Annotated in this window: 11 protein-coding genes and 1 pseudogene; 1 reads left to right on the top strand and 11 read right to left on the bottom strand. The window is 75.0% G+C overall.

Annotated features, from left to right (window positions below; genetic code table 11):
* The 5 genes from scpA to EBN88_RS23715 all read right to left on the bottom strand — a co-directional run.
* Positions 1-2223, bottom strand: a 2223-nt coding sequence (scpA, locus tag EBN88_RS23735) for a methylmalonyl-CoA mutase (RefSeq protein WP_199742463.1), incomplete at its 3' end; no start/stop codon positions are given.
* Positions 2220-4082, bottom strand: a complete 1863-nt coding sequence (locus EBN88_RS23730) for a methylmalonyl-CoA mutase family protein (RefSeq protein WP_122399109.1) — start codon at positions 4080-4082, stop codon at positions 2220-2222. The genes scpA and EBN88_RS23730, both read right to left, overlap by 4 nt.
* A 94-nt stretch (positions 4083-4176) precedes the next feature.
* Positions 4177-4863, bottom strand: coding sequence for a nucleoside/nucleotide kinase family protein (locus tag EBN88_RS23725; protein ID WP_122399104.1), 687 nt, complete (start codon positions 4861-4863; stop codon positions 4177-4179).
* A 33-nt stretch (positions 4864-4896) separates the two neighbouring features.
* Positions 4897-5931, bottom strand: coding sequence for a non-homologous end-joining DNA ligase (gene ligD / locus EBN88_RS23720; RefSeq protein WP_199742462.1), 1035 nt, complete (start codon positions 5929-5931; stop codon positions 4897-4899).
* 58 nt (positions 5932-5989) lie between these two features.
* On the bottom strand, positions 5990-6628 hold the full coding sequence (locus EBN88_RS23715) for an NAD(P)-dependent oxidoreductase (protein ID WP_122399106.1): 639 nt from the start codon (positions 6626-6628) through the stop codon (positions 5990-5992).
* A gap of 326 nt (positions 6629-6954) precedes the next feature.
* Here EBN88_RS23715 and EBN88_RS23710 point away from each other — a divergent pair, with 326 nt between their 5' ends.
* Positions 6955-7296 (top strand): hypothetical protein, encoded by a 342-nt coding sequence (locus EBN88_RS23710; protein ID WP_122399103.1) that lies wholly within the window; start codon positions 6955-6957, stop codon positions 7294-7296.
* A 51-nt stretch (positions 7297-7347) separates the two neighbouring features.
* On the opposite strand, the gene EBN88_RS31305 is transcribed toward EBN88_RS23710, so the two are convergent.
* The 6 genes and pseudogenes from EBN88_RS31305 to EBN88_RS23680 all read right to left on the bottom strand — a co-directional run.
* Entirely contained in the window at positions 7348-7935 is a 588-nt protein-coding gene (locus EBN88_RS31305) for an HNH endonuclease family protein (RefSeq protein WP_199742461.1), read from the bottom strand.
* Between the two features lie 532 nt (positions 7936-8467).
* Positions 8468-8797, bottom strand: a pseudogene (locus EBN88_RS32080) (AAA family ATPase); the annotation flags it as partial.
* A gap of 96 nt (positions 8798-8893) precedes the next feature.
* Entirely contained in the window at positions 8894-9403 is a 510-nt protein-coding gene (locus EBN88_RS23695) for a DUF4430 domain-containing protein (RefSeq protein ID WP_122399101.1), read from the bottom strand.
* A 120-nt stretch (positions 9404-9523) separates the two neighbouring features.
* Positions 9524-11011 (bottom strand): prenyltransferase/squalene oxidase repeat-containing protein, encoded by a 1488-nt coding sequence (locus EBN88_RS23690; protein ID WP_122399100.1) that lies wholly within the window; start codon positions 11009-11011, stop codon positions 9524-9526.
* On the bottom strand, positions 11011-12039 hold the full coding sequence (locus EBN88_RS23685; protein WP_325052782.1) for an ECF transporter S component: 1029 nt from the start codon (positions 12037-12039) through the stop codon (positions 11011-11013). Before EBN88_RS23685 ends, EBN88_RS23690 begins: the two co-directional genes overlap by 1 nt.
* Positions 12036-12874, bottom strand: an 839-nt coding sequence (locus EBN88_RS23680) for an ATP-binding cassette domain-containing protein (RefSeq protein ID WP_122399099.1), incomplete at its 5' end; no start/stop codon positions are given. The genes EBN88_RS23680 and EBN88_RS23685, both read right to left, overlap by 4 nt.

Here is a 12874-nt window from a genome sequence, read left to right as displayed (position 1 = left end):
GCCACGCGCGCCGCGCGTTACGCGCCGCGGCGTCTCGTGGCCCAACGTCTCCGCCAGGTGGTCCAGCAGCTTCAGGGCCGCCTCGGGGATGACCGTTCCCGGGGGGAAGACGGCGACCGCGCCCGCCTCGTGGAGGGCGGGGACGTCGTCGGGCGGGATGACACCGCCGACGACGATGCCGATGTCCTCCCGGCCGGCCGCGTCCAACTCCTCGCGCAGCGCCGGCACCAGCGTCAGGTGGCCGGCGGCGAGCGAGGAGACGCCGACGAGGTGGGTGTCGGCCTCGACGGCCTGCCGGGCGACCTCGGCCGGCGTCTGGAAGAGCGGGCCGACGTCCACGTCGAAGCCGAGGTCGGCGAACGCGGTGGCGATCACCTTCTGACCCCGGTCGTGGCCGTCCTGGCCCATCTTGGCGATCAGGATGCGGGGTCGGCGCCCCTCGGCCTCGGCGAAGGCGTCCACGCGGGCGCGGGCGGTCTCGATGGCGGAGGAGGCTCCTGCCTCGTGTCGGTACACGCCGGAGATGGTACGGACGTCGCCGGTGTGCCGTCCGTAGACCTTCTCCAGCGCGTCGGAGATCTCCCCGACGGTGGCGTGGGCGCGGGCGGCACGCACGGCGTGTTCGAGGAGGTTGCCGTCGCCGTCGGCGGCGCGGGTGAGGGCTTCCAGGGCGGCGCGGCAGGCGTCCTCGTCGCGTTCGGCACGCAACCTCCGCAGCTTGTCGATCTGTTGGGCGCGCACGGAGGTGTTGTCGACCTTGAGCACCTCGATGGCCCGGTCCTCGGCGACGCGGTACTTGTTGACGCCGATGACGGGCTGGCGCCCGGAGTCGATGCGGGCCTGGGTGCGGGCGGCGGCCTCCTCGACGCGGAGCTTGGGGATGCCGGCGTCGATGGCCCGGGCCATGCCGCCGGCCCGTTCGATCTCCTCCAGGTGGGCCCAGGCGCGCCGGGCGAGGTCGCCGGTGAGGCGCTCGACGTAGGCGGAGCCGCCCCAGGGGTCGATGACGCGGGTGGTGCCGGACTCCTGCTGGAGGAGGATCTGGGTGTTGCGGGCGATGCGCGCGGAGAAGTCCGTGGGCAGGGCGAGGGCCTCGTCCAGGGCGTTGGTGTGCAGGGACTGGGTGTGGCCCTGGGTGGCGGCCATCGCCTCCACACAGGTGCGGGTCACGTTGTTGAACACGTCCTGCGCGGTCAGCGACCAGCCGGAGGTCTGCGAATGGGTGCGCAGCGAGAGGGACTTGGGGTTCCTCGGCTCGAACTGGTTGACCAGCCTGGCCCACAGCAGGCGCGCGGCGCGGAGCTTGGCGACCTCCATGAAGAAGTTCATCCCGATGCCCCAGAAGAACGACAGCCGGGGCGCGAACGCGTCGACGTCCAGGCCGGCGGCCCGGCCGGCGCGCAGGTACTCGACGCCGTCGGCCAGGGTGTACGCCAGCTCCAGGTCGGCCGTCGCCCCGGCCTCCTGGATGTGGTAGCCGGAGATGGAGATCGAGTTGTAGCGGGGCATCTCGCGGGAGGTGAACGCGAAGATGTCGGAGATGATCCGCATGGAGGGGCCCGGCGGGTAGATGTAGGTGTTGCGGACCATGAACTCCTTGAGGATGTCGTTCTGGATCGTGCCGGCCAACTTCGCGGCGGGCACGCCCTGTTCCTCGGCGGCGACGATGTACAGCGCCAGCACCGGCAGCACCGCGCCGTTCATGGTCATCGACACCGACATCCGGTCCAGCGGGATGCCGTCGAAGAGCTGCCGCATGTCCAGGATGGAGTCGATCGCCACCCCGGCCATCCCGACGTCGCCGGTCACCCGGGGGTGGTCGGAGTCGTAGCCACGGTGGGTGGGCAGGTCGAACGCGACCGACAGGCCCTTCTGGCCGGCCGCCAGGTTGCGGCGGTAGAACGCGTTGGACTCCTGCGCGGTGGAGAAGCCGGCGTACTGGCGGATCGTCCACGGCTGGTTGACGTACATCGTCGGGTACGGGCCGCGCAGGAACGGCGCCATGCCCGGGTAGGTGTCGAGGAAGTCAAGGCCGGCCAGGTCCTCGGCGGTGTACAGGGGCGGCACGTCGATGCCCTCCGGGGTGTGCCACACCAGGTCCTGCACCGAGTGCCCGGTCCGTTCCTTGACCGCCGCCGCCCAGCGCTCGGCCCCGTGGTCGGTCCCCGGGGCGGGCGGCTCGTCCCACTCCATCGAGGAGAAGTCCGGAATCACACCACTCATCGCGCCACTCCCATCACATCGAGTGCCCCGTCCAGCGTGGCCACCGCGTCGCCGCCCTTGAAGACGAACTCGTCGACGTCCGGCGGCCGTCGCTCCAGCCGCCCGGCCAGATACACCCGCCGCGTCCCGGCCTCGGCCAGCGCCCGCGCCACGTCGGCGGCGTGCTCGGCGTACCCGTCGTCGGACCCGCACAGGCACGCGATCGTCGCCCCGCTGGCGCGGAACGCCTCGGCGGCCGTCGCCGCGTCCACCGGCGCCTCCGGCCGGACCGGCTCGATGCCGCCGGCCTGGAACAGGTTGGCGGCGAACGAGGCCCGCGCGGTGTGCGCCGCCACCGGGCCCAGCGTCGCCAGGAAGACCCTCGGGCGCTGCCCGGTCGCCGCCAGCCGGGCGTCGGAACGGGCGCGCAGCGCCTCGTAGGCGTCGTCGCGCCGCACCCTCGGCAGCCCGCCGCCGGGCGCCGGCGGGGCCGGCTCGCGCACCACGGGCTCCTCCGTCAGCAGCGGGAACTCGCTGACGCCGGTGACGGGTTCGCGCCGCGTCGCCAGGCGCCGCGTCCGCTCCCGCCAGGTCGCGGCGATCCGCTCCTCGACCAGGCCCGACTCCAGCGCCGCCGCCATCCCGCCGGCCGCCTCGATCTCGCGGAACCAGCGCCAGCCCGCCGCCGCCAACTCCCCGGTCAGCGACTCCACATACCAGGAGCCGCCCGCCGGGTCGATCACCCGCGCCAGGTGCGACTCCTCCACCAGGATCGTCGAGGTGTTCCGCGCGATGCGCCGCGAGAACCCGTCCGAGAGCCCCAGGCCCTCGTCGAACGGCAGCACCGTCACCGCGTCCGCGCCGCCCACCCCGGCGGCGAACGCCGCCACCGTGGTGCGCAGCATGTTCACCCACGGGTCCCGACGGGTCATCATCACCCGTGAGGTCACGGCGTGTTGGCGCTGCGCGCCCGCCGCGTCCGAGGCGCCGCTGGCCCGCGCCACCCGCCCCCACAGCGCGCGCGCCGCCCGCAGCTTCGCGATCCCGAGGAACTGGTCGGCGTCCACGGCGTAGCGGAACTCCAGCTGCCCCAGCGCCTCGTCCACCGACAGGCCGCCGTCGGTCAACGCCCGCAGATACGCCACGCCGGCCGCCAGCGAACAGCCCAACTCCTGCGCCGGCGAGGCGCCCGCCTCGTGGAACGGCAGCCCGTCCACCACCAGCGCCCGCAGCGACCGGTACTCCCGCGCGCAGCGCACCGCCAACTCCACGGCCGGACCCAGGTCCGATGGCCGGCCGGTGCGGGCCCGCACGCCCAGCGGGTCGGCGCCCAGCACGCCGAGCGCCGCCTCGGGCGCGACCCCGCGCGCGGCGAGCAGCGCCAGGAACTCCCGCGCGGCGTCCGGGTACTGGGCCCCGGCGTCGAGCACGACGGGCGCCAGGTCCAGCAGCACACCGTCCAGGGCGGCCGGCAGGTCGGCGACCGGGACCCCGCCTGCGCCGACCGCGATCCACAGCGCGGCGACGCCCAGTTCAAGGTCGGTGCGGAGCGCCTCGTTCAACGGCCCGGCCGCCGGCAGCACATGGCGCTGCCTGATCTCCCAGCCGCCCAGCGCGCCGCCCTCGGGCCGGCCCCCGCGCACGAAGGGCGCGCTCCCCGGGTAGCCGGGCGCCGCCCCCGCGTTCTCCGCCGTGTACAGCGGCAGGGTGCGCACATCGTCCTCCAGTCGGGTGGCCAGCCGCAGCTCGGCCTCCTCGCCCGACAGCTCGCCGGCGCCCGCCTTCCGCAGAACACCGGCCGCCAGCGCGCGCCACCGTTCTCGGTCGCCCTGGGGGAAGTCGGCGGCCAGGGTGAGGCCGTCGTCGGGGGGTACGGTCAACTCCATGGCCTCGCGCTTCCGTGTGACGAGTACGGGGGACAAGTGTCCACCAGCAAAGTTCAGACCAGAGCCCTAAAGGAGCCCCTAAGTCGGCTCACGGGAACGTTTCTGGGGATGGATAGGGGTGGCTCTCGCCGGCGGCGCCCGTCGCGGGCGAACCCGTCAGCACCACCCGGTCGCAGCGGCCCCGCGAGGCCGCCACCAGCAGCGCGTTGGGCCGGTCGTTGCTGTCCACCCAGGCGCGGGCCTCGGCCGAGGAGCGGCCGTGCCGGCGGTGCCTGGCCACCAGCCGGGCGTCCCGCAGCTCCTCCGGCGCGTCCACGTACCAGAGTTGGTCGATCAGCGCCCGCGCCTGACGCCAGCCGGGGGCGTCCAGCGCCAGGTAGTTCCCCTCGGTGACGACCAGCCGAACGTCGGCGGCCACCCGGTGGCGCGCGGCCACCGGCTCGTCCAGCGAACGGTCGAAGTCCGGCACGTACACCTCCTCCCTGCCGGCCGCCGCCAGCAGCCTGGCCAGCAGCGCCGCATAGCCCAGCGCGTCGAAGCTGGGCTCGGAGCCCTTGCGGGACCGCAGCCCCAGCCGGTCCAGCTGCGCGTTGGAGAGATGGAACCCGTCCAGCGGCACATACGCGGCGACCTCGCCGAGCGCCGCCACCAGCGAGCCGGCCAGCGTCGACTTGCCGGCGCCCGGCGGCCCCGCCAGGCCCAGCACCGCGCGTCCGCGCTCCGGCACCAGCGCCGCCGCGTCCTCCGCCAGCTCGGCCAGTGAGGTGGACTCCATGAACCTCAGCGTAAGTTAACGACGGTTCGCATGTCAGCGGGGTCGGGAGGGCAACCGGGCGTGGGCTGGATCACGGTCGGGGCGCAGCCCGCGCCACGAGGGCTGCCGCAGCCGCCCCTCCCTGGTCCACGCGCGGAACGCCACCTCCCCGACCAGCGTGGGCGCCACCCAGTGCGCCAGCCGGGCCCGGGGCCCCGGCACCCCGTCGTCGAACGGGCTGTGCTCCCTGGCCAACCCCGCCAGCCGCACGTCCAGATCGGCCAGCACCGCCTCGCTGAACCCGCTGCCCACATGGCCGACATAGCGCAGCCGGCCGTCCTCGTCGTGGGCGCCGACCAGCAGCGAGCCCACCGTTCCGTCGCGCCGCCCGGCGCCCGCCTGCCAGCCGCCGACCACCACCTCGACCGTGCGCACCAGCGGCGTCTTCACCCAGCGCGGCGAGCGGCGGCCCGGCTGGTAGGGGGAGTCGAGCCGCTTGGCGACCAGCCCCTCCAGGCCGTGCCGCTCCGCCACCCGCAGCAGCCGCTCCGGGTCGGCCTCGACGCCGAGCTGGGCCGGCGGCACCGCGATCCGCCCGGCCGGGTCCGCCGGCAGCGCCTCGAGCGAGGCGCGCCGCCGCCGGTAGGGCCAGCCCAACAGCCGCTCGCCGTCCAGCAGCAGGAGGTCGAACGCGAAGAACACCACCGGGATCTCGGCGAGCAGCGCCCGCCCGGGGTGACGCCGCTGGTGGCGGCGTTGCAGCCGGCCGAAGTCCGGCCCGCCGTCGGGGCCCAGCGCCACGATCTCCCCGTCCAGCACGGCCGAGCGGCCGGTCAGTGGGCCGGTGCCCGCCTGGGCCAGCTCGGGGTAGGTCGGGGTGAGGTCGTTGCCGTTGCGGCTGGTCAGCCGGGTGGTGCCGTCGGCGGCGACCCGCAGACAGCAGCGGTAGCCGTCCCACTTCCACTCGTAGGCCCACGCCGCGCCGGTCGGCGGGCGGCCGTCCACCGCCAGCATCGGCGCCACCGCGTCCGGCACCGCCGCTCCCGGCCCGTTCCTCCCGGCCGCTCCGTCGGCCGTTGCCCTCGCCATGCCCCCAGTAGACGCCCGCCGTGACCGCCGGGCGGCGCTGGCCGGGGCGCCCGGCGCGTCAGGCGCTGACGCCGACCGCCCTGCCGACCGTGTCCTCGCGTTCGACCAGGTCGAGCAGGGCGCGGGCCACGTCGGCCCTGGCCACGCTGTTGCCGGGCGGGCCGCCGTCCACGACCAGCCGGTAGGAGCCACGGCCCGCCGCGTCGGTCAGCCGGGGCGGGCGCACCGCCGTCCACGCCAACCCGCTGCCGCTCAGCACCCGTTCCATGCCCTCCAGGTCGCGGTAGGCCGCGCCGAAGACCCGCCAGAGCAGGCCGTTGAGCACGGTCCTGGTCAGCCACGGCTGGCCGGCGCCCGTGCTGTTGAGCGGCGCGGCGCTGACGGCCAGCAGCCGCCGCACCCCGGCGGTGCGCATGGCCGCCACCAGCGCCTCGGCGGAGCCGGTGGCCACCCGCAGTGGGGCCCTGCGGCCGGCCGCGCCCATCGCGGAGAGCACGGCGTCGGCGCCCTCGACGGCCGGCGTCAGCTCCGCCGCGCTCAGCGCGTCGGCGGTCACCACGGTGAGCGCCGTGTGCTCCCGCATCGCCAGCCGCGCCGGGTCGCGCACCACGGCCGTCACCCGGTGGCCGGCCGCGAGCCCCTGGCGCACCACCTCGCCCCCGACCCCACCGGTTGCCCCGAGCACCGTGATCCGCACGGAACGCTCCCGTCCGTCGACGTCGTCTCCCCGCATCATGCCCTGCCGGGCGGGCGGCGGGGCGGGCGGCCCCCGCCGGCGCCAACGGCGTTGCCCGGCCGCGTGGTTGGCGATGCGGGGGAAAGGTCGAAGGACCGGCAGGTTCGGCCGCTTCCGGGCCCGCAGCCGGCGGGCGTTCCCGCCGACCACGGGCGTTTCCGCGCTCACGCGGACGGCGCAGTCCCGGGCGCGGGGCGGAGCCGGCGGGGGCAGGGTGGGGTGAGGCGGCGGTCGGCCGGCCGCGCCGTTCGAGTCTCGGAACGTGCCGGAGAACCCGGAGGAGAGCCATGTCGCGACCCGCCGCATCCGTTCCCGCCGAGGGCGGTCCGCTGCCGGCCGTCTGCGGGCACACGCATCTCTTCCGGGGCGCCACGGTCCGCGTCCAGGGCGTGGCCGACCCGGCGGGCTTCGCCGCGCGGCCGAGGCCCCTGGAGGTGGAGCTGGTCTTCTCCGACGGGGTGGTGCTGACCGTCGAGCTGCTGGTCTCCGATGACGGGAGCGCGGTGCTCTCGGTGCCGGCCTACACCACGGAGGCGGGCGCCGGACTGCCGCAACGGACCTGGCCCGTGCGGGAGTTCACGGTGCGGGACGCGGACGTCGAGCTGCTGTTGGACGCCCGGCTGGACTGAGCGGGCGCGTCCTCGCTGCCCGTCGAGTTGGGGGTCGCGACCCGTCTCCCGTCAACCGCCCTTCTCCGATGAAGAGTTGAGATCCCTGACGACCCGCGAGAAGCCGCCCGTGAGCCAGGTCTCCAGCGCGGGAAGGGTCTCCTCCTCCAGGACGATCACCGCCACTCTCTCGGGGAGTCGCTCCATGGCCCGCAGGACGTCGGCGAAGGGGGACTCCCGAAGGGCCGTCGCGATGCGGTCCGCCCGCGTCTCGTTGCCCTCCTGATGCCTGCGGTACCAGCTCTGGAGGTTGGACTCGGTGCTGATGAACGCGTTTCTGCGGCCCCGCACGAGATCGGGCCGATTGAGCTTGAAGACTTCGATCGTCGTCTCCCCCTTGGGAGTCCGGGGCTCGTACACGCCGGCCGCCAGCAGAAGGGTCAGGTGCTCTGCGGGGTCCTCTCTGGACAGGTCGACCAGCAGACACAGCCCGTCGGCGTCGCAGGGGTAGGCATCACGCTTCTCGTTGCTGTTGCAGTGCGAGCAGGCCAGCAGCTGGTTGACCCATTCGAAGGCTCGCAGGGGCGCGTTCGCGATCGGTTGGAAGTGATCGATGTCCGTTCCGAGGCTGTCCTCGCAGTACATGCACCTGGTAGCCATCGGGCAACAGGCCGTCCGCCAGTATCCTGACGACCTTCTCCAGCAACTCCGCCGCTCCCGGGCGGTTCTCCAGCCGCCTCAGGTGCAGGTCGACCAGCCAGGGCACGCCTTCGGCCAGCGAGGCCTCCTCGTGAAAGAGTGTCGCCATCCGACCCGGGCCCGGTGCCAACATCAGCCGCTGCGCGTCGCCGGACCCGCCCACCAGGCGGCGGAAGGGCCCGTAGCCCGCGCACAGCCACCCCCGGGGGTTCTCGGCCCACGGTCCTCTGAGGCCCCAGTGGCTTGTGGTCTCCCCCCGGTGATCGAACGTCTCCAGGGAGGGGCGGAGGCCGTCCGGCTCACTTCCCCGCGCGCCAGGTCGGAGCCACTCCAGGCCCAACACCATGGTGTCCTTCCCCGGTCGCCGTCCGCTGCCGACGAACGCGTCCCGCCCGTCCCGGACCACCCGCGTCTCGACGTAGCCGCAGGTGGCCCAGGCGGACACCCAGTCGCCGAAGTCGGCCACCAGGTTCCGAGCCACGGTGGGGCCGCCCAGCGACAGCGCCAGCGCCTGGAGAAGGGACGACTTCCCCGAGCCGTTTCGTCCCGCGACAACCGTCCAGCCGCCCCGCGCCGGCAGTTCCAGGTCCACCGTGCGCGCCCCGGTGAAGCCCTTGATGTCATGGACTCGGACCCTTGAGACATACACCGTCTCCGTCGCCCCTTCCGGTCGGTCTGCGTTGCCGGGAACCTTCGGCGCTCCCGGGAACAGCCTTTCACGCGTTCCGACACGGCGGTGCGAGCGCACGTCGGGGCGTGGACCGGACTCCTGTCGCGGACACCGAGAGCAGCGATGGTCCCCGGCGCCGCGCCCGTGCGGCATGTCCCACCGCGCCCGATGGTGCGCGCCGCGTTGACGCGCCGGTGCCCGGCGAGCCGCGCGGCTCGCCGAGCACCGGTCGTTCGTCGTGACGGGCCGTCAGCCGACCGGGGTCCAGGCGAAGTCCACCTGGTCGCCGGCGTCCAGCTGGAACTGGCAGCCGCCGACCGGGGTCGCCGTGCCGTTGACGGAGATCAGCCAGAAGTCGTCGGCGGTCTGGCTCTGGCCGTCGATGGTGGTCACCAGGTAGTCGTCGAAGGAGGCGTACCAGACGCCGTCCCAGGAGAAGCCGTGTTCGGCGGCGGCGTCGTCGAGGGCCGCCGTCGGGGTGGCGCCGGGGGAGGGGTTGGCGCCGTTGTTGGTGCCGTCGCACAGCTGGGCGCCGCCGGTGGCCGGGTTGACGACATGCCCGTCGGTGGTGACGTCGCCGTCGAAGAGCACCCCGTCGGGGCCGGTCACGGTGAGGGAGACGGTGATCGGCGCGGCGGCCGACACGTTCCCCTCGGCCTGGGCCGCCGGCGCGGCGGCCAGCAGGGCGAGGCCGAGCGCGGCGGTGGTGGCGAGCACGCGTCTGCGCGCCGTGGTGGAGCGGGACAGGAGCCTGGACATGGCGAATCTCCTTCAGAACGTGCGGGATTGAGCTGAGAAGTTGACATCAGGCGTTGCGCCGGGATGGCGCACCGGGCCGGCGCCGCCCGGGGGCCCCACGGGACCCCGGGCGGCCCGGGGTCAGGAGGCGGAGCGGCGGCGTCGGTGGTGGGCCAGGGCCCACAGGCCCGCGCCGGCTGCCAGCAGCGCGGCGGCCCAACCGACCAGCGGCAACGTCGAGTTGCCGGTGCTGGCCAGGTTGCCGTCGCGGTCGCCGCCGCCGCTGGCGAGCCCGTCGGAGCCGCCGGAGTCCCCGAGGGAACTGCCGCCGTCCGAGAGGTCACCCGAAGTGCTCGCCGGGCCGGGCTCGTTGGGGTCGTCGTCGCCGGGCGGCTCGGTGCCGTCGGCGTCGCCGCTCGCGCCGCCGTCCGCGCCGGAGTCCGAACTCCCGCCGTCGTCACCGCCGTTGGCGCCCTCGCTGGCGCCGCCCGCCGCCGGGCCCTCGGCGCCGCCGTCCGCGCCGTCGGTGAGGCCGTGGCTGGCGCCCTCGGGGCCGCCGCCGTCGTCCGGATAGCACTCGATCAGGCCGGGCGAGGGGTCGGCGCCGGCGCCGTCGATCTCGCCCAGCGGCACCTCGGCCAGCGCCGGGATCACCTGGGCGGTGGCGCGCAGCGCCATCCCGTCGATGATCGGGTCCATGTAGCCGACGCCGCCCCGGTCCGCGGCGTCCGCCGCGCAGCCGGCCTGGAGGGCGCGCAGCCAGACCCAGCCGTCCTCGGCCGCCTCGGCGCGTCCGCCGGCGATCAACGCCTGGACGGCCAGCGCGGTGGAGTTGGAGTTGGGCGCGCTGGTCGCGTTGTAGCCGAAGCCGCCGTTGTCCTGCTGCTGGCTCTCCAGCCAGTCGAGCGCCGGCTCGGCGTCGGCGGCCCGGCCGGCGTCCACCAGGGCCTGCACGGCCATGCCGGTGGAGTCGGTGTCGGCGTTGCAACGGTCGGGGCGGCGGCTGAGGGAGAGCGGGAAGCCACCGTCGGCACAGCGCGTCGAGGCGAGGAACTCCACGGCCTCGTCCGGGAGTTCGCCGCTGCGGCGCAGCGCGAGCACCGCGAGGGACTGGCTGAACTGGTTGGACATGTCGCCGGTCGGCGCCGCGTCGGTGAAGCGGCCGTCCTCGTTCATCCGCTCCAGCAGCATCCCGGTCAGGTCGAGCCCGCCGAAGTCGCCCGGGTCGCGGTGCTGGATCGAGGCCACCAGCGCCAGCTTCGCGGTGCCGCCGGCGTTGACCGCCTCGGGGCCGCCGCGTCGGGCGTAGGCGGCGGCGTTGGCCTCCAGCCAGTCGGTGGCCCGCTCGGCGGCCTCGCCGGCCGTGCCGGTGGCGGCGAAGCCCATCACCAGGTCGGCGGTCAGCCCGTGGTCCTCCGATGCGTGGGTGCCGTCGGTGAGCTGCGCGACGGACCAGGTGACGGCGGCCTCCGCCGGGGATTCCAGCTCGGGCGGCGCGTCCGCGACGGCGGCGCCCGGCACCGTCAGCAGCGAGCCGGCCAGCGCGGCCCCGGTGGCGAGCGCCGCCGCGCGGCGCCACGGTCTGCGGCGCCGACCCGGGGCGTCCTGGTCAACGGCGGTGGAAATCATCAGTGTTCACGTTCCTTCTCAAGGGAGCGGGACAGGGTGGCGAGGCCGGGGGCCGGCCGTGGAACGGCCGGCTCGGGGCCGGATGCGGTGGTCGGTTCGGTGGTGGCTTCGGTGGTCGGTTCGGTGGTCGGTTCGGGGATCGCTTCGGCCGGCGGGGCCGGGGCCGTCGCCTCGACGGGCGGGGCCGGCAGCGGCCGGGCGGGCGGGGTGAACGCGACGGGCGCGTCGAACGCGGCCCGCCGCGCGGCGCGGCGCAGCGTCACCAGGACGGCGGGGCCCAGCACGGAGATCGCGACCGCGTTGGTCACCGCCCGGCCGGTGTCCCAGCCGAGGCTGGAGGTGGCCAGGGTGTAGAGGACGAAGGTGCGCAGATTGGCCAGCGGCCCGGCCTCGGGGTCCATCGCCAGCTGGGTGCCGTCGTCCACGGCGAACGGCCAGAACCACAGGTTCATGAAGAAGCCGAAGGCATAGGCGCTGACCACCCCGTAGCCGGCGAGCAGCGCGATCTCGGCGCGGCCCGTCACCCGGCGCGGCAGCAGCCCCGCGCCCAGGCCGACCCAGCCGGCCGCCATCATCTGGAACGGCAGCCAGGGGCCGATGCCGGCCGTCAGCAGCGCGGAGGCGAAGAGCGAGACGTTGCCCAGCGCGAAGCCGAAGCCCGGGCCGAAGACCCGGCCGGCCAGCACCAGCAGGAAGAACACCGTCTCGATGCCCGCCGTGCCGGCCCCCAGCGGGCGCAGCGCCGCGTTGACGGCCGCCAACACCCCCAGCAGCGCAAGGGACTTGGGGTCGATGCCGCCCTCGGAGACCTCGGCCAGCACCACGGCCAGGATCACCGGCAGCAGCAGCACGAACAGCAGCTGCGCCTGGTCGGCGTGCGCCACCTCCTGCGGTTGCGGCGGCAGCAGCAGCGGCCAGCAGAACATCGCCAGGCCGATCACGCTGGCCAGCGCCAGCACGACGGCGGCGCGGGGTCCGACCCGCAACGCCGTCGCGCGCTGCGGCAGTTGAACGTCCGGGCCCGTCACGTCGCCACCTCCGTCGCCGTCAACGCGGCGCGTACCTGATCGACCGTCAGCCAGGGTTCGGGCCGCAGCACCTTGGCGACCTGCGGGGCGAACGCGGGCGAGGCGCACACCACGTCGGCGGTTGGGCCGTCCGCGACCAGGTCGCCGTCGGCCAGCACCACCACCCGGTCGGCGGTGCCGGCCACGAACTCCACGTCGTGCGTGGCGACCAGCACCGAGCCGCCCTCGTCGGCCAGTTGGCGCACCAGGGCCCCGAAGGCGCGCTTGGCGTCGTAGTCCAGGCCCCTGGTCGGCTCGTCCAGCAGCAACACCTGTGGGGAGGCGGTGAGTTGGATAGCGAGCACCAGGGCGAGCCGCTGCCCCTCGGAGAGGTCGCGCGGATGGGCGGCCTCGCTTATGCCCGGCGCCATCCGGTCCAACAGGCCACGGCAGCGGCCCGGTTCGGCTGCCGACTCGGCGTCGGCCTGGGCGCACTCGGCCGCCACGGTCTGGAGGTAGAGCAGGTCGGCGGCGTTCTGCGGGACCAGCCCGACCAGCCGCCTGGCCTCCTCGGGGCCCAGCGCGCCCGGGTCGGCCTCGCCCACCCGCACCCTTCCGGCGCGACGCGGGCCCGAGCCCTGGAGCGCCCACAGCAGTGAGGACTTGCCCGAGCCGTTCCGCCCCATCAGCGCGGTCACCTCGCCGGCCCGCAGCGCCAGGTCCACCTCGCGCACCGCGACCTTCCGGCCGTAGGCGACGCTGACCCGCTCGGCGCGCAGCGCGACGGGCCGTGCCGGCGTGGCCTGGCCCGGTCCGGCCGGCGGCCCCTGCCCGGCCAGCCGGCGGCGCAGCGCCG

It is taken from the genome of Streptomyces triticirhizae, from assembly GCF_003696235.1.
Taxonomy (GTDB): Bacteria; Actinomycetota; Actinomycetes; order Streptomycetales; family Streptomycetaceae; genus Streptomyces; species Streptomyces triticirhizae.
Note: the sequence above shows the minus strand (reverse complement) of the source record. Positions and strands in the feature narration are given on the sequence as shown.